Source organism: Staphylococcus sp. Ze2 (genome assembly GCF_048568365.1).
GTDB classification, from domain to species: domain Bacteria; phylum Bacillota; class Bacilli; order Staphylococcales; family Staphylococcaceae; genus Staphylococcus; species Staphylococcus xylosus.
Window position 1 is genome coordinate 1057396 of record NZ_CP183486.1, and the last position, 25703, is coordinate 1083098.

The 25703-nt window shown below is 34.6% G+C and carries 37 protein-coding genes; 31 read left to right on the forward strand and 6 right to left on the reverse strand.

Features of this window, described 5'->3' with window-relative positions; genetic code table 11:
- Positions 1–125: 125 nt before the first annotated feature.
- A complete protein-coding gene (locus tag ACM591_RS04580; protein WP_326026628.1) occupies positions 126–3320 on the forward strand; it encodes an efflux RND transporter permease subunit in 3195 nt (1064 codons plus the stop codon).
- Between the two features lie 217 nt (positions 3321–3537).
- On the opposite strand, the gene mspA is transcribed toward ACM591_RS04580, so the two are convergent.
- A complete protein-coding gene (mspA, locus tag ACM591_RS04585; protein ID WP_017722914.1) occupies positions 3538–3855 on the reverse strand; it encodes a membrane stabilizing protein MspA in 318 nt (105 codons plus the stop codon).
- Positions 3856–3919: 64 nt separating this feature from the next.
- Positions 3920–4096, reverse strand: a complete 177-nt coding sequence (locus ACM591_RS04590) for an SE1832 family protein (protein ID WP_099265842.1) — start codon at positions 4094–4096, stop codon at positions 3920–3922.
- 150 nt (positions 4097–4246) lie between these two features.
- Here ACM591_RS04590 and ACM591_RS04595 point away from each other — a divergent pair, with 150 nt between their 5' ends.
- Positions 4247–5155: an AEC family transporter gene (locus tag ACM591_RS04595; protein WP_029378511.1), complete on the forward strand. Its 909-nt coding sequence runs from the start codon at positions 4247–4249 to the stop codon at positions 5153–5155.
- Positions 5156–5675: 520 nt separating this feature from the next.
- On the opposite strand, the gene ACM591_RS04600 is transcribed toward ACM591_RS04595, so the two are convergent.
- The 3 genes from ACM591_RS04600 to ACM591_RS04610 form a co-directional block, all read right to left on the reverse strand.
- Positions 5676–6467: a glucose 1-dehydrogenase gene (locus ACM591_RS04600; protein WP_029378512.1), complete on the reverse strand. Its 792-nt coding sequence runs from the start codon at positions 6465–6467 to the stop codon at positions 5676–5678.
- Between the two features lie 59 nt (positions 6468–6526).
- Positions 6527–7384 (reverse strand): RhaT/GlcU family sugar-proton symporter, encoded by an 858-nt coding sequence (locus ACM591_RS04605; protein ID WP_029378513.1) that lies wholly within the window; start codon positions 7382–7384, stop codon positions 6527–6529.
- A 222-nt stretch (positions 7385–7606) separates the two neighbouring features.
- The gene (locus tag ACM591_RS04610) at positions 7607–8476 is read right to left on the reverse strand and encodes a GNAT family N-acetyltransferase (protein WP_029378514.1); all 870 of its coding nucleotides are present in this window, start codon (positions 8474–8476) and stop codon (positions 7607–7609) included.
- 123 nt (positions 8477–8599) lie between these two features.
- On the opposite strand from ACM591_RS04610, the gene ACM591_RS04615 reads away from it, so the two are divergent.
- Entirely contained in the window at positions 8600–10738 is a 2139-nt protein-coding gene (locus tag ACM591_RS04615; RefSeq protein ID WP_058625602.1) for a DNA topoisomerase III, read from the forward strand.
- 110 nt (positions 10739–10848) lie between these two features.
- Positions 10849–12183: an NCS2 family permease gene (locus tag ACM591_RS04620; protein ID WP_186335556.1), complete on the forward strand. Its 1335-nt coding sequence runs from the start codon at positions 10849–10851 to the stop codon at positions 12181–12183.
- A 190-nt stretch (positions 12184–12373) separates the two neighbouring features.
- Here the strand turns inward: ACM591_RS04620 and ACM591_RS04625 are convergent, their stop codons facing one another.
- Positions 12374–12757, reverse strand: coding sequence for a hypothetical protein (locus ACM591_RS04625; RefSeq protein WP_418354440.1), 384 nt, complete (start codon positions 12755–12757; stop codon positions 12374–12376).
- A gap of 373 nt (positions 12758–13130) precedes the next feature.
- On the opposite strand from ACM591_RS04625, the gene rpsJ reads away from it, so the two are divergent.
- From rpsJ to rpsK, 27 genes are all read left to right on the forward strand, one after another.
- Positions 13131–13439 carry a 30S ribosomal protein S10 gene (gene rpsJ, locus ACM591_RS04630; protein WP_002482611.1) on the forward strand — a complete coding sequence of 103 codons (309 nt, stop codon included), beginning with the start codon at positions 13131–13133 and terminating at the stop codon, positions 13437–13439.
- Between the two features lie 27 nt (positions 13440–13466).
- Complete coding sequence (gene rplC, locus ACM591_RS04635; RefSeq protein ID WP_017722923.1) at positions 13467–14126, forward strand: 50S ribosomal protein L3; 660 nt, start codon at positions 13467–13469, stop codon at positions 14124–14126.
- Between the two features lie 26 nt (positions 14127–14152).
- Complete coding sequence (gene rplD, locus ACM591_RS04640) at positions 14153–14776, forward strand: 50S ribosomal protein L4 (protein ID WP_029378518.1); 624 nt, start codon at positions 14153–14155, stop codon at positions 14774–14776.
- Positions 14776–15051: a 50S ribosomal protein L23 gene (rplW, locus tag ACM591_RS04645; protein ID WP_002482614.1), complete on the forward strand. Its 276-nt coding sequence runs from the start codon at positions 14776–14778 to the stop codon at positions 15049–15051. The genes rplD and rplW overlap by 1 nt, the downstream gene beginning before the upstream one ends.
- A gap of 31 nt (positions 15052–15082) precedes the next feature.
- Complete coding sequence (gene rplB, locus ACM591_RS04650; protein WP_017722925.1) at positions 15083–15916, forward strand: 50S ribosomal protein L2; 834 nt, start codon at positions 15083–15085, stop codon at positions 15914–15916.
- Between the two features lie 64 nt (positions 15917–15980).
- On the forward strand, positions 15981–16259 hold the full coding sequence (rpsS, locus tag ACM591_RS04655; protein WP_017722926.1) for a 30S ribosomal protein S19: 279 nt from the start codon (positions 15981–15983) through the stop codon (positions 16257–16259).
- A 28-nt stretch (positions 16260–16287) separates the two neighbouring features.
- The gene (gene rplV / locus ACM591_RS04660; protein WP_017722927.1) at positions 16288–16641 is read left to right on the forward strand and encodes a 50S ribosomal protein L22; all 354 of its coding nucleotides are present in this window, start codon (positions 16288–16290) and stop codon (positions 16639–16641) included.
- A gap of 24 nt (positions 16642–16665) precedes the next feature.
- Positions 16666–17319, forward strand: coding sequence for a 30S ribosomal protein S3 (rpsC, locus tag ACM591_RS04665; RefSeq protein ID WP_017722928.1), 654 nt, complete (start codon positions 16666–16668; stop codon positions 17317–17319).
- A gap of 2 nt (positions 17320–17321) precedes the next feature.
- The gene (gene rplP / locus ACM591_RS04670; RefSeq protein WP_017722929.1) at positions 17322–17756 is read left to right on the forward strand and encodes a 50S ribosomal protein L16; all 435 of its coding nucleotides are present in this window, start codon (positions 17322–17324) and stop codon (positions 17754–17756) included.
- Positions 17746–17955: a 50S ribosomal protein L29 gene (gene rpmC, locus ACM591_RS04675; protein WP_002482620.1), complete on the forward strand. Its 210-nt coding sequence runs from the start codon at positions 17746–17748 to the stop codon at positions 17953–17955. The genes rplP and rpmC overlap by 11 nt, the downstream gene beginning before the upstream one ends.
- 26 nt (positions 17956–17981) lie before the next feature.
- Positions 17982–18245 (forward strand): 30S ribosomal protein S17, encoded by a 264-nt coding sequence (rpsQ, locus tag ACM591_RS04680; protein ID WP_002482621.1) that lies wholly within the window; start codon positions 17982–17984, stop codon positions 18243–18245.
- A 31-nt stretch (positions 18246–18276) separates the two neighbouring features.
- A complete protein-coding gene (gene rplN, locus ACM591_RS04685) occupies positions 18277–18645 on the forward strand; it encodes a 50S ribosomal protein L14 (protein WP_002482622.1) in 369 nt (122 codons plus the stop codon).
- A gap of 42 nt (positions 18646–18687) precedes the next feature.
- Positions 18688–19005, forward strand: coding sequence for a 50S ribosomal protein L24 (rplX, locus tag ACM591_RS04690; RefSeq protein ID WP_017722930.1), 318 nt, complete (start codon positions 18688–18690; stop codon positions 19003–19005).
- 25 nt (positions 19006–19030) lie between these two features.
- On the forward strand, positions 19031–19570 hold the full coding sequence (gene rplE, locus ACM591_RS04695) for a 50S ribosomal protein L5 (RefSeq protein WP_017722931.1): 540 nt from the start codon (positions 19031–19033) through the stop codon (positions 19568–19570).
- A gap of 21 nt (positions 19571–19591) precedes the next feature.
- The gene (locus ACM591_RS04700; protein WP_002482625.1) at positions 19592–19777 is read left to right on the forward strand and encodes a type Z 30S ribosomal protein S14; all 186 of its coding nucleotides are present in this window, start codon (positions 19592–19594) and stop codon (positions 19775–19777) included.
- A gap of 31 nt (positions 19778–19808) precedes the next feature.
- A complete protein-coding gene (gene rpsH / locus ACM591_RS04705; protein ID WP_017722932.1) occupies positions 19809–20207 on the forward strand; it encodes a 30S ribosomal protein S8 in 399 nt (132 codons plus the stop codon).
- A gap of 27 nt (positions 20208–20234) precedes the next feature.
- On the forward strand, positions 20235–20771 hold the full coding sequence (gene rplF / locus ACM591_RS04710) for a 50S ribosomal protein L6 (RefSeq protein WP_029378519.1): 537 nt from the start codon (positions 20235–20237) through the stop codon (positions 20769–20771).
- A gap of 31 nt (positions 20772–20802) precedes the next feature.
- Positions 20803–21165: a 50S ribosomal protein L18 gene (gene rplR, locus ACM591_RS04715; RefSeq protein WP_017722934.1), complete on the forward strand. Its 363-nt coding sequence runs from the start codon at positions 20803–20805 to the stop codon at positions 21163–21165.
- A 20-nt stretch (positions 21166–21185) separates the two neighbouring features.
- Complete coding sequence (gene rpsE, locus ACM591_RS04720; RefSeq protein WP_029378520.1) at positions 21186–21683, forward strand: 30S ribosomal protein S5; 498 nt, start codon at positions 21186–21188, stop codon at positions 21681–21683.
- 16 nt (positions 21684–21699) lie between these two features.
- Positions 21700–21879 carry a 50S ribosomal protein L30 gene (rpmD, locus tag ACM591_RS04725; protein WP_002482630.1) on the forward strand — a complete coding sequence of 60 codons (180 nt, stop codon included), beginning with the start codon at positions 21700–21702 and terminating at the stop codon, positions 21877–21879.
- A gap of 18 nt (positions 21880–21897) precedes the next feature.
- Positions 21898–22338, forward strand: a complete 441-nt coding sequence (rplO, locus tag ACM591_RS04730) for a 50S ribosomal protein L15 (protein ID WP_017722936.1) — start codon at positions 21898–21900, stop codon at positions 22336–22338.
- Complete coding sequence (gene secY / locus ACM591_RS04735) at positions 22338–23630, forward strand: preprotein translocase subunit SecY (RefSeq protein WP_029378521.1); 1293 nt, start codon at positions 22338–22340, stop codon at positions 23628–23630. The genes rplO and secY overlap by 1 nt, the downstream gene beginning before the upstream one ends.
- 17 nt (positions 23631–23647) lie before the next feature.
- A complete protein-coding gene (locus ACM591_RS04740) occupies positions 23648–24298 on the forward strand; it encodes an adenylate kinase (RefSeq protein ID WP_029378522.1) in 651 nt (216 codons plus the stop codon).
- A gap of 173 nt (positions 24299–24471) precedes the next feature.
- Complete coding sequence (infA, locus tag ACM591_RS04745) at positions 24472–24690, forward strand: translation initiation factor IF-1 (protein WP_001118443.1); 219 nt, start codon at positions 24472–24474, stop codon at positions 24688–24690.
- A 31-nt stretch (positions 24691–24721) separates the two neighbouring features.
- Positions 24722–24835, forward strand: coding sequence for a 50S ribosomal protein L36 (gene rpmJ, locus ACM591_RS04750; protein ID WP_002471372.1), 114 nt, complete (start codon positions 24722–24724; stop codon positions 24833–24835).
- Between the two features lie 21 nt (positions 24836–24856).
- Positions 24857–25222, forward strand: coding sequence for a 30S ribosomal protein S13 (rpsM, locus tag ACM591_RS04755; protein ID WP_029378523.1), 366 nt, complete (start codon positions 24857–24859; stop codon positions 25220–25222).
- Between the two features lie 23 nt (positions 25223–25245).
- The gene (rpsK, locus tag ACM591_RS04760) at positions 25246–25635 is read left to right on the forward strand and encodes a 30S ribosomal protein S11 (RefSeq protein WP_029378524.1); all 390 of its coding nucleotides are present in this window, start codon (positions 25246–25248) and stop codon (positions 25633–25635) included.
- Positions 25636–25703: the final 68 nt, after the last annotated feature.

Sequence of the window (25703 nt, forward strand, 5' to 3'; positions counted from 1 at the left end):
TGCGCTATTTATGTATACATATTTTACTGTTATTTATATTAATTAATGTTAATGCGGCAAAAAGGGAAATGTTTGTTATTACAATGAAATATACGATATTTAAGAAGTGAGAGTGGGGAAACAATATGATAAAAAAACTGTTACAGTTTTCACTAGGGAACAAATTTGCCATATTTCTAATGGTGCTATTAGTTATTCTAGGCGGCTTATATGCTAGTACCAAAATGAAACTAGAATTATTACCAGATGTAGAATCTCCAATGATTACAGTACAAACTTCTATGCCTGGTGCCACACCAGAAACAGTTAAAGAGGACGTTAGTGACAAAATTGATGATCAAGTTAGATCGATGGCTAATGTAAAAAATGTCACAGCACAATCTATACAAAATGCTTCTATGGTTACAGTAGAATATGAAGAAAGTGTAGACCTGGATAAAGCAGAAAATGATTTAAAAAAAGAAATTGATAAAATTAAATTTGCTGAGGGTGTTGAAGAACCTGAACTTTCAAGAAATTCTATGGATGCCTTTCCAATCGTAGCATATTCATTTACGACTAAAGATAATAACTTAAAAGATACAACTAATAAAATTAATCATCAATTAATACCGAAACTACAAACAATAGATGGTGTACAGAATGCACAACTAAATGGACAAACATCTCGTGAAGTTTCTATTAAATTTAATCAAGATAAACTTGAGAGCAGTGGTTTAACAAAAGATAGTGTCGAACAATATTTAAAAAGTGCTACAAGTGAAACACCACTGGGATTATTCCAATTTAATAACACAGAAAAATCCGTGGTTATTGATGGTGAATTCACATCTGTAGACGCACTTAAAAACTTAAATATACCACTTTCTGCAGGTGCAAACTCAGGCGCTCAGTCGCAATCTAACGGTGAATCAAGCGATGCAACGATGCAAGAATCTAAAGGACAAAGTGAGTCGCAAGGTTCGCTTGACGCTCAGTCGCAATCTGGCGATTCGTCAACAAGTAGCCAAACTGATGGGGCCGAGATACCTTCAGTTAAATTAAAAGATATCGCTGATGTAACAGCTGGGGATGAACGCGAGTCTATATCTAAAACTAATGGTAAAGATGCTGTAAATGTTCAGATAACAAAAGCGCAAGATGCAAATACAGTTCAAGTAGCAAAAGATACGAAGAAAGAAATTGATAAACTTATTAAAGACAACCCAGATATGGTTGCTACAAAAGTAATGGATACAGCAAAACCTATTGAAGACGCACTGTATACAATGATTGAAAAAGCGATATTAGGTACGATTGTGGCAATTATCGTCATACTATTATTCTTAAGGAATATTAGAACAACTGCAATAGCTGTTGTTTCAATACCGATGTCTATTTTAATAGCGATGATTGCTTTGAAATTATCTGATGTATCACTAAATATTTTAACATTAGGTGCATTGACGGTTGCAATTGGGCGTGTCATAGATGATTCAATTGTAGTAGTAGAAAATATCTATCGGAGATTATCAGATCGAAATGAATCATTGACAGGAGATCGATTAATTGTAAGCGCAACGAGTGAAGTGTTTAAGCCAATCATGTCATCTACAATCGTAACGATTATTGTATTCTTACCTTTAGCGTTCGTTACTGGATCTGTTGGTGAAATGTTTAGGCCCTTCGCATTAGCGATAGCATTTAGTCTATTAGCATCATTACTTGTTTCTATTACAATCGTGCCTGCTTTAAGTGCTACACTTTTTAAAAAGGGCGTAAAACATCATAAAGAAGAGTCTTTAGGATTTATCGGTGAAAAATACAAAGTAATTTTAAAATGGTCTTTAAATCACAAATGGATTGTCATCCTAGTTAGTACAATCATTTTAATATCAAGTATAGGGTTAGGCGCAGCTAAATTAGGAACTAGCTTTATTTCTACAGGTGAAGATAAGTTCATGGCATTAACCTACACGCCTAAGCCAGGGGAAACAGAAAAAGGTGTGTTAAATCACGCGGAACAAGTCCAAAAATATCTAAATAAAAAAGATAAAGTGAAAACTGTACAATACTCTGTTGGCGGTGCATCACCAACTGATCCAACCGGAAGCTCAAACAGTATGGCTATTATGGTAGAATACGATTCAGATACACCAAATTTTGAGGAAGAGCCCGATAAAGTATTACAACACCTAGAAAAATATAAGCATCCAGGTGATTGGGCAAATCAAGACATGGGTACAGGTGGTAGTAATAATAAGTTAGAAGTTTCAGTTACAGGACCAACACTTGAAGCTATAAAAGGCACAGTTAATAAAGTTGAAGATGAGATGAAAGGCGTTAAAGGTATGGCGAATGTCAAATCTGATTTAACGCAGACGTATGACCAATACAATATTAAAGTTGATCAAAATGAAGCAGCTAAATATGGCTTGTCAGCGGCGCAATTGGCGATGATCCTCAATCAAAATACACCTGAACAAAGTGTGACTACCGTCAAAGAAAAAGGTAAATCTATTGATGTGAAGATTAAGGAAGATAAAAAAACAGATTGGTCGAAAGAGAAGTTAGAAAGTACAGAATTACAAACACCGATGGGGCAAGCTATAGAGTTAAGTGATATTGCAACATTAGAACAAACTAAAACGCCGAATAAGATCGAAACAAAAGCAGGTGATTATACTGCTACCGTTTCAGCTAAAGTAACGAATGACGATGTGGGCGGTACATCTCAAAAGGTATTATCTAAAGTGAACAACCTTGATACGCCTACGAATGTGAAAATAAACGTTGGAGGCGCGAATGAAGATATTGGAAATGCCATTACTCAATTAGCCTTCGCAATGTTAGCAGCTATTATCGTAGTTTATTTAGTACTTGTATTGACATTTAAAGGGGCGCTTGCACCCTTCACTATATTATTCTCTTTACCATATACAGTAATTGGCGTAGTTCTCGCGTTAGTGATTACAGGAGAAACAATCTCTGTACCAAGCATGATTGGTATGTTGATGTTGATAGGTATCGTAGTTACTAATGCTATTGTGTTAATAGATAGAGTGATTAATAAACAAAAGCAAGGACTAGAAATGAAAGATGCACTATTAGAGGCTGGTGGAACACGTATAAGACCAATTTTAATGACAGCATTAGCTACAATAGGTGCACTCGTGCCAATGCTATTTGGTGAAGGTAGTTCAATCATTATTTCTAAAGGCATGGCAGCAACTGTTGTTGGAGGATTGATATCTTCTACACTATTAACACTGATAGTCGTTCCAGTTATTTACGAAATATTATTTACATTAAAAGATAAAGTAACACGCAAAAAGAAATAGCTTGAATAAATATAGGGACAGTCCGAGGCATAAATATGTGTCTCGGATTTTTATAAATATAAGTATATTTAATAACGATCAGCTAATAGTATAAAATCATCTTAATAGAAGTTGTTTCTGCTCATAATTATTTAATTCATATAAAAAAGACGAGACCACAATCAATACTGTTGCATTGATTGTGGTCTCGCGTTTGTATAAGTATTCCAGTATTATATTAATATAATACTAAAGTTAAAATAACGTATATTACAAATATGATAATTGTAATAATATTTAAAATTTGAACCGCCTTTTGGTCTTTTTTACCACTTTTGAAACTTGTAATTTCCACGTTACCAACTAAAAGTAAGAGTAAGATAAATACCCACCAGTTGATTGCAGGGAAGGAAAGTGTTGTAATTGCTACTACAAATAGTAATAATAGAGCCATAATTATACGTAAAATACGAGTGATGATTGTATTCATTTTAAATATGCTTATGTAACTCACAATTAGATAAAGTATTGGTAATAAGATAAGATATAGTTGCATAGGTTAACATCCTTTCTATATTCGCTATTAATCTTAGCATGTAAAAAATAAATTGACTAGGATGTTATTTATGATCTTTTCGACTAATTTCTGAACGCACAGATGCAATTTCTTCTTCTATATCTTCAAGTTGTCTAACCAATGGATCAACATCTTGATTGACGGATTCTCTTTTTTCTAAATCGCCTTGTAATCTGACATAATCATATTTTAGTTCTGCTAATTTATCATTTAAATTCATTGCTAGTCACTCCTTATTATTATAGCATTAGGCTACATGAGATTGACTAGAATTATAACATGAAATCGAAAGCTTCTAAAATAGCTAACATTTATGTTAAAGTATGAAAATGGATTGAAAACGAAATAATGTAATGAAAGAAGGATTATTGTGACTCAACAATTTATCATAATTATTATACTGATTGCATTGGGTTATACATTAAAGAGGATTAATTATTTTAAGGCGAACGATAGCCAAGTATTCTCTACCTTAGTATTAAATGTCACATTGCCTTCGCTAGTAATAGTTAATTTGAATGGTGCAGAACTTGATTTATCACTTTCAATTTTACCAATAATGATGATTATTTATGGTATTCTTGCCAAAATTATTGTTGTCTGGTTATTTATAAAATATGATAACCAGATTCGTGGTGCGACTGGTATGATGATGGCTTCATTGAATATAGGCTTGTTTGCGTATCCGCTTGTTGAAGCGATATGGCCACAAACGGGAATGATATATTTTGGTATGGCTGATATAGGTGGGGCAATTATCATGTTTGGTGTAACTTATTTTGTCGGCAGCTATTTTAGTAGCGCCGGAGATAGTTTCGACTTTAAATATTTAGGAAAAAACTTGCTCAAATCAGTGCCACTTATGACTTATATCATAATGTTTATTTTAAATATGCTTGATATTCATTTTCCAGATCCAGTAATTGATTTTTTCTCTGTGTTATCAGGGGCTAATATGCCATTATCAATGATCTTACTAGGTCTGATGTTAAATTTCAGTATTGATAAGAGATTTTTACCTATTGCACTCAAATATTTAGCTATACATTATGGTTTAGGTATAATTGCTGGTTTATTAGTACATTTCTTTTTACCAGTAGACGATGAGATGATCAAAACAACTTTACAAGTTGCCTGGTTATTACCTGTTGGTGTAGCTATCATACCTTACTCAATACAATTCAAGTATAAAACTTTACCGTTGGTAGGCATGGTTACGAATTTAACAATTGTAATTAGTATTGTCATTCTGTATATTTATCAAGCGTTATTTGTATAAACGTTTGTAATGAATAATTTAATAACAAAGTATAGATTAAGGCTGGGGCAAATTGATTGTCTCAGCCTTAATCTATAAATAAGTATTATCTCAGGTGAACATTTTCACCTATAACAATCTAGTCATCTTTGTTGGAAGGGATGATTAACTATTTTACATAAATTGCTTTTTTATTCCATTTCTTATTTGGCTAATTAATTGAAAAGGGGGAGAGAAAAGGTACAGTTAAGATTAATTTAACAATCCATATCTGTATAAAGAAAAAAGTACTCAGGACATTCCACAAATGTCTTAAGCACTTTAATCATGATAGTAAATTTAATGGCCCGCAAGAACATATAAGCTTTAGCTCAAATATTCTTGTAGGCCATAGTATTGGGACACAAATATATGTCTCAATTAATTTAGATATTACTATCAGGGTATGACAGCAATATCGTTTGTAAAACATTCTCTGCGTAAATGAGCGTAACAAATGATTTATCATTAAACAGGGATAAGTCTAATTAATAAATATAAGTTATCCTTTACCGCCCATAAACGCTGGATAGTTTGTCATGCCGCCGTCTACATAGATTGTAGTACCGTGAATGTAGTCAGCTAAATCTGAACATAAGAAGCGTGCAACATTTGCAACTTGATCAGCTTCACCAATTTCTTTTGCTGGAATCATTTCTAATGTCTCAGCACGTGTTTCTGGGTCAGAGAATTTCTCTCTTGTATGTTCAGTTACGATAGCACCAGGTGAGATATTGTTAATGCGGATGCCATGTTGAGCGTACTCCATTGACATTGTTTCCATCATTAATTTTAAGCCACCTTTACTAGCAGCGTAGTTTACATAGTTTGGCCAAGGGATTCTATCATGTACACTTGATGTATTAAGAATGATACCTTTTTTATCTTCTTTAAGGAATTGATTAACTGCAGCTTTTGAACCAATGAATGCACCAGTTAAGTTGATATCAATAACTTTTTGCCATTCTTCTAAAGGCATCTCATGAGTTGGAATTGGTTTTTCAAAACCAGCATTATTTATAAGAATATCTAATGTTCCAAATGTGTCAACTGCAGCTTTAATTAAATTATTTACGTCTTCTTCTTTTGATACGTCTGCATGCACTTTAATTGCTTGTCCGCCTGCATCCTCAATTAATTTGATAGATTCAGCTACATCGTCTAATGAACTTTCTGAAAGATAGTTAATAACAACTTTAGCTTTTTCTTTACCAAATTGTTCAACCATTGCTTTACCAATGCCGCTACTACCACCTGTGATAACTACTACTTTACCTTCTAAATCTGTGAACATATTCAAACTCCTCCTTAATTAGTAACAATTTAAAGCATGGTCATATCTCTTAATTATAATTATGCTTTAATATTTCCGAGTACAAAGGCTGCAATAACGATAAGTACGATACCAGCCCAAATACCAATCATCTGACGTTTGTCTTTTTTCTCGCCTAATAGGAAAATACCGCCGAGTGTAGATACAATAACTAATAGTTGTGAAAATGAGAAACTAGTCGCTACACCAACTTTTGGTTGTGAGTAGAACATAAATAAGTTACCGATACCCCAAACAACACCTGGTATTAAATTCCATAGTGTACTTTTAACTGATGTTTCATGTTTAGCTGATAGTATTAAACCACCAATAGCCATACCTATAGATTGGAAGAATAAAGCATTCATTCCATCTACGCCGAATATTTGTGCTACTACTACGTAGACAACATAACCTACAGTAGATATTAAAAGGATAGGCATCGCTTTACCAAAGTTTTTAGTACTTTCTGATGCTTCATTTTTACCTTTAATAGATGTTAACGCAATACCAATAACAAGTAATACCATAGCGACAAGACCTAATGTAACTTGCACGCCTGTGCTCCATTCACCTAAGAAAATGGCACTAAATAACGTTGTACCAACTAACTGTAATCCTGTTGAAATAGGCATTGTTTTTGAAACACCTATAAGACTTACAGATTTTAATTGATATCCTTGGCCTAATGCCCAGAATGCACCAGAAATTAAACCGACAATAATGATAGTAAGATCATCAAATTTAGCATTACCTGTAAGTAATAAGATAATACCGATGATTAATGCACCAAAAGTTGTCCCTCTAATCTGATTATAAGGACCTCCACCTACAAGAACATTAATTAAAACTACACTACCCCAGAATAACGCAGGTAATAAAGCAATTAATAAATCCATACTTTTACTCACTCACTCTCTATTTGTTTTTCTCCCCTTAAAACAATCACCAACAATTGTTTACAAACATTCATTCTAAAGCAAACTATTATTTTAGTAAAAGTATTAGTTTATAATTTGCAATATTTTTTTATAATTAAAATGTAAAAAGAGAGTAATAGTGGTTTATTACCCTCTTTTTTCGAAATCAAAATGTCTTAATATAATTTTAAGTAATATATTTTAGAGATGAGCAGCAACGTATTTGAATTTCTTATATTCATAATTAATATAAAAACCTAATTCATTAAATCGTTCTACTAGTGTGTGGTTTTTATTTCTGATTTTGAAATATGTTTTATTTATATCATAATTAGAAAATGCAAAGTTTAATGCGTGTGATAATAAATCAAATGCGATTCCCATAAATCTATAGTCTGTATGAGAAGAAAAATACTTAATTTCAGCATTTTTAGTATTTTCATATATTTGTAAGTATAAGTAGCCTTTTAGAAGACCTTCAGACATAAAAACAAAAAGTTTATGTTGCTCATCCAATGAATTAACAATTTCGTCAGCGGTCATTACATCGTGTTTAAATGTGTGCTCATGTAACTTTTTGAAGGTACGATAATAAGCTGGATGATAGTCTGTTATGTTTTGGATATTATCGACAGTACCAATGTCCTGTGTTGATATTAAATGATAGTCTGTGAAACTATATGATGATTGGATTGATTTCATAAAAGATGAATAATTTTGTTCGTTTTCTTCAAAGGAAAAATTAAAGGTCGCTGTGTCAGGTTTGCTTTGCGCCATAGCTTCAAATAAAACTTTAAATGACTCAGTAGTTAATTTTTTATCTTTATCAATGAAAGGTCCAATAACTTTATACTTATTATCTTCATATTTAAATGCGAAGATAAGCATGACGATTTCATTTTCTTCATTGATTTGAGCAAATACACCAGGATCGTCTATAGCTTGTTTTATGGTAGCTTCAACATTTTCGTGTGCTTGTGGTAATTTATATAGATAAGATGCGATATGGTAATCAGCGTTATTAATAAACTTTACAATTTGATCATAATTATTTAACTGAATAATTTTCATAACAATACCTCCATAGAATGATCGCTTAAGTTAATTATAAGAACTTTTTTGAATAAATGGAAGTTTTGATGTGCTACAGACATGTTACAATGTATATTATATTGAATTTGAAAGGGCGAAATTATGAAATCATTAATTATAGCTGAGAAACCTTCAGTAGGTAGAGACATTGCAAATACGCTTAATATCAACGAAAAACGTAATGGCTACTTTGAAAATAATCAATATATTGTCACATGGGCATTAGGTCACCTTGTAACTAATGCAACACCAGAACAATATGATAAGAATTATAAAGAATGGAGACTTAATGATTTACCAATCATACCAAATAAAATGAAGACAGTTGTGATTAGTAAGACTAGAAAACAATTCTCGACTGTTCAGTCATTGATTAATAATAAAAATGTGAAAGATATTATTATTGCAACCGATGCTGGAAGAGAGGGCGAACTAGTAGCGCGTTTGATTTTAGATAAATCTCACAATAAAAAGCCGATAAAGCGTTTATGGATTAGTTCAGTAACTCAAAAAGCAATTAGAGACGGTTTTAGCAAACTTCAAGATGGACGGAAGTTCAATAATTTATACTATGCTGCGTTAGCGAGAAGTGAAGCAGATTGGATTGTAGGTATTAATGCTACTAGAGCATTAACTACTAAGTATGATGCGCAATTGTCACTAGGACGAGTTCAAACACCAACAATACAGTTAGTCCAAATGAGACAGAATGAGATTAAACAGTTTGAACCGAAGACATACTATACAATGTCAATTGATGCAGGAGGATTAACTTTTCAATGTACTAAGCCACAGTCTCATGAAGATAAATCAGTTTTTGAAAGCATAGAAGATAAAATTAAAGACTGTACAGCTCAAATAGAAACAATAAATAAATCACATAAAAAAGCTTACCCTCAACAATTATATAGTCTGACTGATCTTCAGCAAGATGCATATAAACGTTTCCACTTAGGACCTAAAGAGACATTGAATACGCTACAAACATTATATGAACGTCATAAATTGGTTACGTACCCGCGTACTGATTCTAATTATCTAACCGATGATATGGTAGATACTTTGAAAGATAGACTGCAAGCAATTATGGCAACTTCATTAAAAGATCTTGCCAAGAGGCAAATGTCGCAAACTTTCTCAGCTAAGCAAAAGTTTGTGAATAATAGCAAGGTTTCAGATCATCACGCGATCATTCCTACTGAAGTACGACCAGACATGAGTCAATTAAGTCAGAGAGAATCGAAAATATATATGATGATTGCACAAAGGTATCTAGAAAATCTTATGTCTCCACACGAATACGAGGCTGTTTCAATAGAATTGTATATTAATGGCTATGCATTTACTTTTAAAGACAAAGTAACTACTAAATTAGGTTTTAAAGAAATATTTGAAGACAAAGACAAAGTAAATGATCAAATGGAGCAATTGCAAAAAGGTGCAAAACTAAACATTAGTAAAGTACAAATCAATCAACATGAGACGACACCACCACCATACTTTAATGAAGGTACATTGCTTAAAGCGATGGAAAGTCCTCAAAAATTCTTTAATTTAACAGATAAAAAACATAATCAGACATTAAAAGAAACAGGTGGTATTGGTACAGTTGCTACAAGAGCGGATATCATAGATAAACTCTTTAATATGAACGCGATTGAATCTAGAGATGGTAAAATAAAAATCACATCAAAAGGAAAGCAAATATTAGAATTAGCACCACAGAAACTAACTTCGCCATTGTTAACTGCAGAATGGGAAGAAAAGTTAACGCTTATAGAACAAGGTAAATATGATGCAAGTAAATTTATAACTGAAATGAAGTCATTTACGAATGATGTTGTATCTGAAATTAAAGAGAGTGACCAGAATTATAAACATGATAATTTAACAACAACAGAATGTCCAACATGTGGCAAGTTTATGATTAAAGTGAAAACAAAAAATGGTCAAATGTTAGTCTGTCAAGATCCGCAATGTAAGACAAAGAAAAATGTACAAAGAAAAACAAATGCCCGTTGTCCAAATTGTCACAAGAAAATGACGCTATTTGGGAGAGGTAAAGATGCCGTATATCGTTGTGTATGTGGCCATACAGAAACACAAGCCCAAATGGATAAGCGACATAAAAATAAAAAGTCAGACAAAGTGAATAAAAAAGATTTGAAAAAATACATGGGTAATAATGAAGGATTAGAAAATAACCCATTCCAAGACGCATTAAAGGGACTAAAGTTCTAGATTAATCGAACAAATAGTATAAAAAATAAAGTAAGGTTCGTGTTTGCTATTGTAAAAAAGTTCGTTTGGTATTAGAATATGTAGGTATTTTAAAAAAAGGAGAACTAACCGTGAAAAAGTATTTCAAGTTTGATAAACACGAAACAAACTATAAGAGAGAGATACTTGGTGGGCTTACAACTTTCTTGTCGATGGCATATATATTAGCTGTTAACCCTCAAGTACTAAGTTTAGCAGGCGTTGATGGCGTGTCTGAGAATATGAAAATGGATCAAGGTGCAATCTTTGTAGCTACAGCTCTGGCGGCATTTGTAGGTTCATTATTCATGGGCTTAATAGCAAGGTATCCAATTGGACTAGCGCCAGGTATGGGCTTAAATGCATTCTTTGCATTTACAGTTGTACTAACTATGGGTATACCATGGCAAATTGGTTTGACAGGCGTTCTATTTTCTGGAATAGTCTTTGCATTTCTAACAATGACCGGGCTCAGGGAAATAATTATAAATGCTATTCCTTATCAGATGAAAATGGCTGTATCTGCAGGGATCGGTCTTTTCATAACTTTTGTAGGTTTGCAGAGTTCTGGAATAATTGTAAATAACGATTCAACATTAGTAACGTTAGGACATATTACTGATGGATCAGTCTTATTAACGATATTTGGTATTATAGCTACTGTTATATTGTATGCTTTAAGAGTACCTGGAGCGATATTTATTGGTATGGCACTAACAGCTATTGTAGGTATGATTACAGGCCTTATACATACGCCAAGTGCTATTGTAGGGCATGTACCAAGCATAGAGCCGACTTTTGGTGCAGCATTTGAAGCATTTAAAGATCCAAGTCAATTACTTACAGTGCAATTCTTAATTGTAATATTAACGTTCCTGTTTATTGATTTCTTTGATACTGCAGGTACACTTGTCGCTGTCGCTACACAAGCAGGCATAATGAAAGATAATAAGCTTCCAAGAGCAGGACGTGCACTGTTCTCAGATTCACTAGCAACAATTGTTGGTGCAATATTCGGTACAACGACAACAACATCTTATATTGAATCAAGTTCAGGAGTTGCAGTTGGAGCTAGAACAGGTTTTGCAAGTGTCATAACCGGGTTCTGTTTCTTACTAGCGATATTCTTTAGTCCTTTAATGGAAGTAGTAACAAGTGCTGTTACCACGCCAGCATTAGTTGTAGTTGGTGTATTAATGGCAGCAAACTTTGCAGAAATAGATTGGAAGAAATTTGAAGTAGCAGTACCTGCTTTTGTAACAATTATAATGATGCCTTTATCATATTCAATTGCTACTGGTATTGCATGTGGATTTATTTTCTATCCAATTACGATGCTTATTTCAAAACGTCATAAAGAAGTGCATCCAATCATGTATGCACTAATGATATTATTCATCCTGTATTTCATATTTGTTCACGGGTAATAAAAATATAAAGAAGCGCACATTGTCTTTGTCGTCTGACTTAGTTCAATGTGCGCTTTTAAATTACATATAGTAAAAAATAAAGGTAATATTAGAAATTAATTTGTAGTAGTTAACAAGTAGCGAAATTAGGTTTCTTCATTATATAGAATAAAAAACTATCTATATTAATACTTGCTATTTATAATGACTAACTATTTCGTCTGTCTTCAGTATAAATAACTTTAGAATTCTTATTAGGAACATAAAGTGGTGTGGATAATAAGATGAAGACAAAAAATACCATTAAGAAGAATAATATCCAATGTACTACCATACCGACAACAGGTACAAAGGCAATAATGTTACCTACAATACCCAATAAAGGGATAAACATCATCGGTTTAATTGCGTTTTGCTTATCTACAATTAAAATAACCATCATTATAAAATAGAGCAACATACTTATCAGTAACGGTTGCCAACCTAAACTAAGAATGATACTGCCTCCAAGAAAAGGAATACCGTAAACTAACTCGCTAATTATCAAAATAATACTTAATATTAAAAGAGTAGTGCGAATTGCACTTTTCATTTCATTTCACCACCTAACTTAAATCTTTATATCTATCTATTATATAGGAAATAATTAAAATAGAATAACAATAAGAAAATGTAAAATTATAGAAATTTAAATATTACAATAGAAATATTAGGAAATAGGTTGAAGTGAAATACTTAATCAAGTACAATAACAAAGTATGTGTTAGACAAAAGTTTTAAAAACTTTTATAGAAAAGCTTGATAAATCACTGTTTATCATGTATCATATCTAATGTTGGACTTTAAGAACACGCGATGAAGCGAAAGGTTACTGACACACCCGGCCGCTTTGCCATGGCGCTGTGTGAGATAGTTTTCGTGGAGAAGTCTATCACTTAAATGTAGACGAATAAGGAGGGAAAATTATGGCAAAACAAAAAATCAGAATCAGATTAAAAGCTTATGACCATCGAGTAATCGATCAATCAGCAGAAAAAATTGTTGAAACAGCAAAACGTTCTGGTGCAGATGTTTCTGGACCAATTCCGTTACCGACTGAAAGATCAGTTTACACTGTAATTCGTGCCGTGCATAAGTACAAAGATTCACGTGAGCAGTTCGAACAACGTACTCATAAACGTTTAATCGATATTGTTAACCCTACACCAAAAACAGTTGATGCTCTTATGGGCTTAAACTTACCATCTGGCGTAGACATCGAAATCAAATTATAATAGAAAAAATTAGGAGGTGGACTTTCGATGACCAAAGGAATCTTAGGAAGAAAAATCGGGATGACACAAGTTTTCGGAGAAAACGGTGATTTAATCCCTGTAACAGTAGTAGAAGCAAGCCAAAACGTTGTATTACAAAAGAAATCTGAAGAGATCGATGGATACAACGCTATTCAAGTAGGCTACGAAGATAAACAAGCTTACAAAAAAGATAGCAAAAGTAATAAATATGCAAATAAACCAGCTGAAGGCCATGCTAAAAAAGCAGGCACAGCACCTAAGCGCTTCATTCGTGAATTCAGAAACGTTAACGTTGATGAATACGAAGTAGGTCAAGAAGTCTCAGTTGATACATTTGAAGCTGGAGACGTAATTGATGTAACAGGCGTATCTAAAGGTAAAGGTTTCCAAGGTGCCATTAAACGTCATAATCAAGCACGTGGTCCAATGTCACATGGTTCTCATTTCCACAGAGCCCCAGGTTCTGTAGGTATGGCATCAGACGCTTCAAGAGTCTTTAAAGGACAAAAAATGCCTGGACGTATGGGCGGTAACACTGTAACAGTTCAAAACTTAGAAGTAGTTCAAATTGATGCTGAAAACAATGTTATTTTAGTAAAAGGTAATGTACCTGGTCCTAAAAAAGGTTTTGTAGAAATCACAACATCAATCAAAGGTAATAAATAATATAATACGAAAGGAGGAATTGCATAATGGCTAATTATGATGTATTAAAAGTAGATGGATCTAAATCAGGTTCAGTTGAACTAAGCGATGCAGTATTTGCAATCGAACCAAACAACAATGTTCTTTTTGAAGCGATTAACTTACAACGTGCTTCATTACGCCAAGGTACACATGCTGTTAAGAATCGTTCAGCAGTACGTGGTGGTGGACGTAAACCATGGAGACAAAAAGGTACAGGACGTGCGCGTCAAGGTACAATCCGTGCTCCACAATGGCGTGGTGGTGGTGTCGTATTCGGACCAACACCAAGAAGTTACTCATACAAAATGCCTAAGAAAATGCGTCGTTTAGCATTACGCTCAGCATTATCTTTCAAAGTACAAGAAAAAGGTTTAACTGTTGTAGATGCATTAAACTTAGATGCTCCAAAAACAAAAGAGTTCAAAACTGTACTTTCTAATTTAGAACAACCTAAAAAAGTATTAGTAGTTACAGAATCAGAAGATGTAAACGTTGCTTTATCAGCACGTAACATTCCTGGTGTACAAGTTACTACAGCTCAAGGTTTAAACGTTCTAGATATCACAAGCGCTGACAGTGTAGTAATTACAGAAGCAGCTGCTAAAAAAGTTGAGGAGGTGCTCGGATAATGGAAGCAAGAGACGTTCTTAAGCGCCCCGTAATCACTGAAAAATCTTCTGCTGCAATGGCTGAAGATAAATACACATTCGACGTTGATACTCGTGCTAATAAAACACAAGTTAAAATCGCTGTTGAAGAAATCTTTGACGTTAAAGTTGATAATGTAAACATCATTAACTACAAACCAAAGAAAAAACGTATGGGCCGTTACCAAGGCTATACAAACAAGAGACGTGTAGCAATCGTTAAATTAAAAGAAGGATCAATCGATCTATTCAACTAAAAAAAGATTACCAATAAGGAGGTAAACGACAATGGCTCTAAAAAAATATAAGCCAATTACTAATGGTCGTCGTAATATGACTAGTTTAGATTTCGCTGAAATTACGAAAACTACACCTGAAAAGTCATTATTACAACCGCTACCGAAAAAAGCGGGACGAAATAACCAAGGTAAATTGACAGTTCGCCATCATGGTGGAGGACATAAACGTCAATACCGTGTTATTGATTTCAAACGTAATAAAGATGGTATCAACGCTAAAGTTGATTCAATCCAATATGATCCAAACCGTTCAGCTAACATTGCATTATTAGTTTATGCTGATGGTGAAAAACGCTATATCATCGCTCCAAAAAACCTAAAAGTAGGTCAAGTTCTTGAAAGCGGTGAAGAAGCAGACATTAAATTAGGTAATGCATTACCATTACAATTCATTCCAGTAGGTACTGTAATCCACAACATCGAGTTAAAACCTGGTAAAGGTGGACAAATTGCTCGTTCAGCTGGTGCTAGTGCACAAGTACTTGGTAAAGAAGGTAAATATGTATTAATCAGATTAAGATCTGGCGAAGTACGTATGATTCTTTCAACTTGCCGTGCTACAATTGGACAAGTTGGTAACATCCAACATGAACTTGTAAACGTTGGTAAAGCAGGACGTTCTAGATGGAAAGGCATTCGCCCAACAGTTCGTGGTTCTGTAATGAACCCTAACGATCACCCACACGGTGGTGGTGAAGGTCGTGCACCTATCGGTAGACCATCTCCAATGTCACCTTGGGGTAAACCTACGCTTGGTAAGAAAACTCGTCGTGGTAAAAAATCATCTGACAAACTTATCGTTCGTGGACGTAAGAAAAAATAAAAATGACTTATTTGCGTGTGTGGCTTAAAAGCCGCACGCACACAATAAGAAGGGAGGCGCCACTATGGCTCGTAGTATTAAAAAAGGACCTTTCGCTGACGATCATCTAAAGAAAAAAGTTGAGGCTCAAAGCGGAAGCGAGAAAAAACAAGTAATCAAAACTTGGTCACGTCGTTCAACTATATTCCCTGAATTTATCGGACATACATTCGCTGTATATGACGGACGTAAACACGTACCTGTATTCGTAACTGAAGATATGGTTGGTCATAAATTAGGAGAATTCGCACCAACTCGTACATTCAAAGGACACGTTGCAGACGACAAAAAAACTAGAAGATAATTTCTAACAGGTAGAGGAGGAAATTCCAATGGAAGCAAAAGCGGTTGCTAAAACAATAAGAATCGCACCTCGTAAAGTTAGATTAGTATTAGATCTAATAAGAGGCAAAAATGCTGGAGAAGCTATTGCGATTTTAAAATTAAAGAACAAAGCTTCATCACCAGTAGTTGAAAAATTATTAATGTCCGCTTTAGCAAATGCTGAACATAACTACGACATGAACACTGATGAATTAGTAGTTAAAGAAGCTTATGCTAATGAAGGACCAACATTAAAACGTTTCCGTCCACGTGCACAAGGCCGTGCAAGTGCGATCAACAAACGTACAAGCCATATTACAATCGTCGTAAGTGACGGTAAAGAAGAAGCTAAAGAAGCTTAATACATTTTTTAAGGAGGGAACACTTTGGGTCAAAAAATTAATCCAATCGGACTTCGTGTTGGTGTAATCCGTGATTGGGAAGCTAAATGGTATGCAGAAAAAGACTTCGCTTCACTATTACACGAAGATTTAAAAATCCGTAAGTATATTGATAACGCGTTAACAGAAGCATCAGTTTCTCACGTTGAAATCGAACGTGCTGCGAATCGTATCAACATCGCTATTCATACTGGTAAACCAGGTATGGTAATCGGTAAAGGCGGTTCAGAAATTGAAAAATTACGTAATAAATTAAATTCATTAACTAACAAAAAAGTACACATCAATGTTATCGAAATCAAAAAAGTTGATTTAGATGCTAAACTTGTTGCAGAAAACATTGCACGTCAATTAGAAAACCGTGCTTCATTCCGTCGTGTACAAAAACAAGCAATTACAAGAGCAATGAAACTTGGTGCTAAAGGTATCAAAACACAAGTTTCAGGTCGTCTAGCTGGAGCTGACATCGCTCGTGCTGAACAATATTCAGAAGGAACTGTTCCACTTCATACTCTACGTGCTGACATTGGTTACGCACATGCAGAAGCAGACACTACTTACGGTAAGTTAGGTGTCAAAGTATGGATCTATCGTGGAGAAGTTCTTCCTACTAAGAACACTAGTGAAGGAGGAAAATAATAATGTTACTACCAAAACGTGTAAAATATCGTCGTCAACATCGTCCTAAAACAACTGGTCGTTCAAAAGGCGGTAATTATGTAACATTTGGTGAGTATGGTTTACAAGCAACTACAACTTCTTGGATCACATCTCGTCAAATCGAATCAGCTCGTATTGCAATGACACGTTATATGAAACGTGGCGGGAAAGTTTGGATTAAAATCTTCCCACATACACCTTACACTAAAAAACCTTTAGAAGTACGTATGGGTGCTGGTAAAGGTGCAGTAGAAGGTTGGATTGCAGTAGCAAAACCAGGTAGAATTTTATTTGAAATCGCAGGCGTTAACGAAGAAGTTGCGCGTGAAGCATTACGTTTAGCAAGTCACAAACTTCCAGTTAAAACTAAGTTTGTAAAACGTGAAGAATTGGGTGGTGAAACAAATGAAAGCTAAGGAAATTAGAGACTTAACCACTTCAGAAATCGAAGAGCAAATTAAATCTTCAAAAGAAGAGCTTTTTAACCTACGCTTTCAGTTAGCTACAGGTCAATTAGAGGAAACTGCACGTATTCGCACAGTAAGAAAAACGATTGCACGTCTAAAAACTGTTGCTCGTGAAAGAGAAATTGAACAAGGTAAAGCGAATCAATAATTCAATTGAAAGAGGAGGTTACTAAAGTGAGCGAAAGAAATGATCGTAAAGTTTATGTAGGTAGAGTCGTTTCCGATAAAATGGATAAAACGATAACTGTACTTGTTGAAACATACAAAACGCACAAGTTATATGGTAAACGAGTAAAATACTCTAAAAAATACAAAACTCATGATGAAAACAACTCAGCTAAATTAGGGGACACAGTTAAGATACAAGAGACTCGTCCTTTATCAGCAACTAAACGTTTCCGTTTGGTAGAAATTGTTGAAGAATCAGTAATTATTTAATTAAATAGTGAAGATAAAGGAGGTTTAACTCATGATCCAACAAGAAACACGATTAAAAGTAGCAGATAACTCTGGTGCACGTGAAGTTCTTACAATTAAAGTATTAGGTGGATCTGGTCGTAAAACAGCTAATATTGGTGATGTTATCGTAGTAAGTGTTAAAAATGCTACACCAGGTGGCGTTGTCAAAAAAGGTGAAGTAGTAAAAGCTGTTGTTGTACGTACTAAATCAGGCGTACGCCGTAATGATGGTTCATATATTAAGTTCGATGAAAATGCATGTGTTATCATTCGTGATGACAAAGGCCCACGTGGTACTCGTATTTTTGGACCTGTTGCTCGTGAATTACGTGAAGGAAACTTCATGAAAATTGTATCATTAGCTCCAGAAGTACTTTAATAAAAACATTTATAAATATATAAATTTAAGGAGGTGCCACACATGCATATCAAAAAAGGTGACAACGTTAAAGTTATCGCAGGTAAAGACAAAGGTAAAGAAGGTAAAGTTGTTTCAACTGAACCTAAAAAAGACCGTGTCGTTGTGGAAGGTGTCAATATTATCAAAAAGCACCAAAAACCAACTCAATTTAACCCTGAAGGTGGAATCTTAGAAACAGAGGCAGCAATCCATGTTTCTAACGTACAATTATTAGACCCTAAAACGAATGAACCAACTCGAGTAGGTTATAAATTCGAAGATGGAAAAAAAGTTCGTGTAGCTAAAAAATCTGGCGAAGAAATCAAATCTAATAATTAATAACTAATTGAAAGGAGGATCCACTGTGAACCGTTTAAAAGAAAAATATAACTCTGAAGTTACTCAAAACTTAGTGAAACAATTTGACTATAGTTCAGTAATGGAAGTTCCAAAAATAGAAAAAATCGTAGTAAATATGGGTGTCGGTGACGCTGTTCAAAATACGAAAGTATTAGATGACGCTGTAGAAGAATTACAGTCAATCACTGGTCAAAAACCATTAATTACAAAAGCTAAAAAATCAGTAGCAACTTTCCGTTTACGTGAAGGTATGCCTATCGGAGCTAAAGTAACACTTCGTGGAGAAAGAATGTATGACTTTTTAGATAAATTAATCGCTGTATCACTTCCACGTGTACGTGACTTCCGTGGTGTATCAAAAACTGCATTCGACGGTAGAGGTAACTACACTCTAGGTGTTAAAGAACAATTAATTTTCCCTGAAATCGACTATGATCGCGTAAGTAAAATACGAGGAATGGATATCGTTATCGTAACTACTGCTAACACTGACGAGGAAGCTCGTGAATTGTTAACACAATTCGGTATGCCATTTCAAAAATAATCTCTAAAGGAGGCTAATTAAGTGGCTAAAACTTCAATGGTTGCTAAGCAACAAAAAAAACAAAAGTTCCAAGTACGTGAATATACTCGTTGTGAACGCTGTGGTCGTCCACATTCTGTATATCGTAAATTTAAATTATGCCGTATTTGTTTCCGTGAATTAGCTTATAAAGGCCAAATCCCTGGCGTTCGTAAAGCTAGCTGGTAATAGAAAATAGTCTGAAAGGAGGCAACAATCAATGACAATCAACGATCCAATTGCAGATATGCTAACTCGTGTAAGAAACGCAAACATGGTGCGTCACGATAAATTAGAATTACCTGCTTCTAACATTAAAAAAGAAATTGCTGAAATATTAAAAAGTGAAGGTTTCATTAAAAACGTAGAATACGTTGAAGACGATAAACAAGGGGTAATCCGTTTATTCCTTAAATATGGTCAAAATAATGAGCGTGTTATCACTGGATTAAAACGTATCTCAAAACCAGGTTTACGTGTATATGCTAAAGCTAACGAAGTACCTAAAGTACTTAACGGTTTAGGTATTGCATTAGTTTCTACTTCAGAAGGTGTTATCACTGACAAAGAAGCTAGAAAACGTAACATCGGTGGAGAAATCTTAGGTTACATTTGGTAATAATAAATAATAAGGAGGTGCGATAACATGAGTCGTGTTGGTAAAAAAATTATTGACATCCCTAGCGACGTAACAGTAAGTGTTGAAGGTAACACAGTTACTGTTAAAGGTCCTAAAGGTGAATTATCAAGAACAATGAATGAAAGAATGACATATAAACAAGACGAAAGCACTTTAGAAGTTGTAAGACCAACTGATTCTAAAGAAGATAGAACAGTACATGGTACAACTCGTGCTTTAATCAGTAATATGATACAAGGTGTTAAAGAAGGATACCAAAAAACACTTGAATTAGTTGGTGTTGGTTACCGTGCTCAAATGCAAGGTAATGACTTAATCTTAAACGTTGGTTACTCTCACCCAGTTGAAATTAAAGCTGATGACGGTATTACTTTCGGTGTAGAAAAAAATACAACAGTTACAGTTGCTGGTATTTCTAAAGAACAAGTTGGAGCTATCGCTTCAAACATTCGTTCAGTAAGACCTCCAGAACCTTATAAAGGTAAAGGAATTCGTTACCAAGGTGAATACGTTCGCCGTAAAGAAGGTAAAACTGGTAAATAATAAATAACTTTCTATAGAAAGGAGAATTAAGATGATCAGCAAAATTGACAAAAATAAAGTGCGTTTAAAAAGACATTCACGTGTACGTAGTAAATTAGCTGGCACAGCTGAAAAACCACGTTTGAATATCTATCGTTCAAACAAGCATATCTATGCACAAGTTATAGATGATGTTAATGGTAAAACAATCGCGCAAGCATCAACTCAAGAAAAAGATTTAGCTAACGAATCAGGTTCAAAAGTTGACTTATCAGCTAAAGTTGGCGAAACTGTAGCTAAAAGAGCTAGCGAAAAAGGCGTAAAAACAATTGTATTTGACCGTGGAGGATATTTATACCATGGCCGTGTTAAAGCCTTAGCAGATGCAGCTCGTGAAAATGGTTTAGAATTTTAATTTAAAGGAGGGACATTTACATGGCTCGTAGAGAAGAAGCGAAAGAATTTGAAGAACGCGTTGTTACAATTAACCGTGTTGCGAAAGTTGTAAAAGGTGGTCGTCGTTTCCGTTTTACTGCTTTAGTTGTAGTAGGAGATAAAAACGGTCGCGTTGGTTTCGGTACTGGTAAAGCGCAAGAGGTACCAGAAGCAATCAAAAAAGCAGTAGAAGCAGCTAAAAAAGATTTAGTTGTTGTTCCACGTGTTGAAGGTACTACACCTCACACAATTACTGGACGTTTCAGTTCAGGCAGTGTATTTATGAAACCAGCTGCACCTGGTACTGGTGTTATTGCAGGTGGCCCTGTTCGTGCAGTATTAGAATTAGCAGGTATCACTGATATCTTAAGTAAATCTTTAGGTTCAAATACACCAATTAACATGGTTCGTGCAACAATCAATGGATTAAAAAACCTTAAAAATGCTGAAGAAGTTGCGAAATTACGTGGCAAATCAGTAGAAGAATTATACAATTAAGGAGGGAAAATAAGTTATGGCTAAATTACAAATTACCCTCACTCGTAGTGTTATAGGTCGTCCAGAAACACAACGTAAAACTGTTGAAGCTTTAGGTTTGAAAAAAACAAACTCTTCAGTAGTTGTTGAAGATAACCCTGCTATTCGTGGGCAAATCAACAAAGTAAGTCACTTAGTGACAGTAGAAGAAAAATAATTTTAAGGAGGTGCCGAAATGAAATTACATGAGTTAAAACCGGCAGAAGGTTCTCGTAAAGTTCGTAACCGCGTTGGACGTGGTGCAGCTACTGGTAACGGTAAAACTAGTGGTCGTGGACAAAAAGGTCAAAAAGCACGTTCAGGTGGTAGTGTAAGACCAGGCTTCGAAGGTGGTCAATTACCATTATTCCGTCGCTTACCAAAACGAGGTTTTACTAACATTAACCGTAAAGAATATGCTATTGTTAACTTAGACCAACTTAATAAATTTGAAGATGGTACTGAAGTAACTCCTGCTTTATTAGTAGAATCTGGTGTAGTTAAGAGTGAAAAATCTGGTATTAAAGTACTAGGTAACGGTTCACTTGATAAGAAATTAACTGTTAAAGCTAACAAATTCTCTGCATCTGCAGCAGAAGCTATTGATGCAAAAGGCGGAGCACACGAGGTGATCTAATGTTTGAAACGCTTGTGAATTTCTTTAAAACTAAAGAAGTTCGTAACAAGATCTTTTTTACTCTCGCAATGTTAGTTATTTTTAAAATAGGTACTTATATTCCAGCACCTGGTGTAAATCCAGCTGCTTTTGACAGTCAACAAGGTTCTCAAGGTGTCACTGACTTGTTAAACACATTTGGTGGCGGAGCCTTGAAGAACTTTTCTATCTTTGCCATGGGTATAATGCCTTATATAACTGCATCAATTGTTATGCAGTTATTACAAATGGATATTATTCCGAAGTTTTCAGAGTGGGCAAAACAAGGTGAGGCAGGTAGAAAGAAACTTAATAACGTAACTCGTTATTTTGCGATTGTACTTGCTTTTATCCAATCAATTGGAATGGCATTCCAATTTAATAATTATCTTAAAGGTCAATTGATCATGGATCAGTCAATCTTAAGCTATTTATTAATTGCTGTTGTATTAACAGCTGGTACTGCGTTCCTAATTTGGTTAGGTGAACAAATCACTCAATTCGGTGTTGGTAATGGTATATCCATTATTATCTTCGCAGGTATTTTGTCTTCATTACCTTCATCATTAATACAGTTTTATCAACAGGCCTTTGTTGGTCAAGATGATACTTCTATGGCATGGTTGAAAGTAATTGGATTAATTATTGGCATGATATTATTGACGGTTGGCGCAATATTTGTATTACAAGCTATTCGTAAAATTCCAATTCAATATGCGAAGAAACAATCAACACAACGATTAGGTTCACAAGCAACATATTTACCTTTGAAAGTTAACTCTGCAGGGGTTATTCCTGTTATCTTTGCAATGGCGTTCTTCTTGTTACCAAGAACTTTAACATTGTTCTTCCCTGACGCTAGTTGGGCGCAACGGATATCTGACGTGGCAAATCCATCAAATAACATCGGTATGATTGTATATGTGGTGCTTATTATTGCATTCGCATATTTCTATGCATTTGTTCAAGTCAATCCTGAAAAGATGGCTGATAACCTTAAGAAACAAGGAAGCTATGTCCCAGGTATTAGACCTGGCGAACAAACAAAACTATATATTACTAGAGTTCTCTATCGTTTAACATTTGTAGGATCGATATTCTTAGCTGTAATTGCGATTCTTCCAATTATTGCAACTAAAGTTATGAGTTTACCTCAATCTATTCAGGTTGGTGGTACTAGCTTACTAATTGTAATTGGTGTAGCGATTGAAACAATGAAGAGTCTAGAAGCTCAAGTGAGCCAAAAAGACTATAGAGGCTTTGGTGGTAGATAAATTGTAGGAGGGCACTTATGAATATCATTTTAATGGGTTTACCTGGTGCAGGTAAAGGAACTCAAGCGAGTGAAATTGTTAAGAAATTCCCAATTCCACACATATCTACTGGCGACATGTTCAGAAAAGCGATTAAAGATGAAACTGATTTAGGTAAAGAAGCTAAATCATACATGGATCGTGGAGAATTAGTCCCTGATGAAGTTACTGTGGGTATCGTAAAAGATAGAATATCTGAAGACGATGCAAAAAAAGGATTCTTACTTGACGGCTTTCCTCGTACTATTGAACAAGCTGAAGCATTAAGTAATATTATGCAAGAATTAGATAGAAAAATTGATGCTGTTATCAATATAGAGGTACCTGAAGAAGAATTAATGAACCGCCTTACTGGTCGTAGGATCTGTGAAAAATGCGGAACAACTTATCATCTTGTATTCAATCCTCCAAAAGTTGATGGTATTTGTGATCTTGACGGTGGTAAATTGTATCAACGTGAAGATGACAACCCAGAAACAGTTGCAAATCGTTTAAATGTCAATGTTAAACAATCTAAACCTATCTTAGAATTCTATGATGATAAAAATGTTTTGAAAAACATTGATGGTTCTAGAGATATTAACGTAGTAACTAAAGACGTAATTGATATCTTAGAGAACTTAAAATAAAGTCAACTTTGTACGGTCTATGTAATGCTAAAGGTATAATTAAATAAGAGTGACCATGCGTTAACGTAATTCATTTAATTTTGTTAAACTGATTAACAACACTTATAGACTCGTATGGTTAGAGTTGATTTTTTGACGATAACCAACTATTTCAAAAAGGGGGAAGTTAATTAATGGCTAAACAAGATGTAATTGAATTAGAAGGTACTGTATTAGATACTTTACCAAATGCAATGTTTAAAGTAGAATTAGAAAATGGTCATGAGATTTTAGCTCATGTAAGTGGTAAGATCAGAATGAATTATATTCGTATTCTACCTGGCGACAAAGTAACAGTTGAAATGTCTCCGTATGATTTAACACGCGGAAGAATTACGTATCGTTATAAATGATCGTCACTCCATAATATAGGGAGGTATTAAAATGAAAGTAAGACCATCAGTAAAACCAATTTGCGAAAAATGTAAAGTCATTAAACGTAAAGGTAAAGTAATGGTAATTTGTAGCAACCCAAAACATAAACAAAAACAAGGCTAATAAAGAGAGGTGTAATTAATTATGGCACGTATTGCAGGAGTAGATATTCCACGTGAAAAACGTATTGTTATTTCATTAACTTATGTGTATGGTATCGGTACTACTACAGCAAATAAAATTGCTGAAGAAGCTAACGTATCACCTGAAACACGCGTTAAAGATTTAACTGATGATGAATTAGGTCGTATCCGTGAAGTAGTTGACAGCTATAAAGTAGAAGGTGACTTACGTCGTGAGCAAAACTTAAACATTAAACGTTTAATGGAAATCTCATCATACCGTGGTATCCGTCACCGTCGTGGATTACCAGTTCGCGGACAAAAAACAAAAAACAATGCTCGTACTCGTAAAGGCCCAGTTAAAACTGTAGCTAACAAGAAAAAATAATAGGTAAAGGAGGCAAAATTTAAATGGCACGTAAACAAGTATCTCGTAAACGTAGAGTGAAAAAGAATATTGAAAATGGTGTGGCTCACATCCGTTCAACATTCAATAATACAATAGTAACTATTACTGATGAATTTGGTAACGCATTATCATGGTCATCAGCAGGTGCACTAGGCTTTAAAGGATCAAAAAAATCAACACCATTCGCAGCTCAAATGGCAGCTGAAACAGCTTCAAAAACAGCAATGGAACACGGTTTGAAATCTGTTGAAGTTACTGTAAAAGGTCCTGGTCCTGGTCGTGAATCAGCTATTCGTGCGTTACAATCAGCTGGATTAGAAGTAACTGCAATTCGTGACGTTACTCCAGTACCACATAATGGTTGTCGTCCACCAAAACGTCGTCGCGTATAATTTTATTGTTATTGTCGCAGGTCACTGAGAAATACAGTATATATCAAGTCGACGTAATCAAGGAGGAT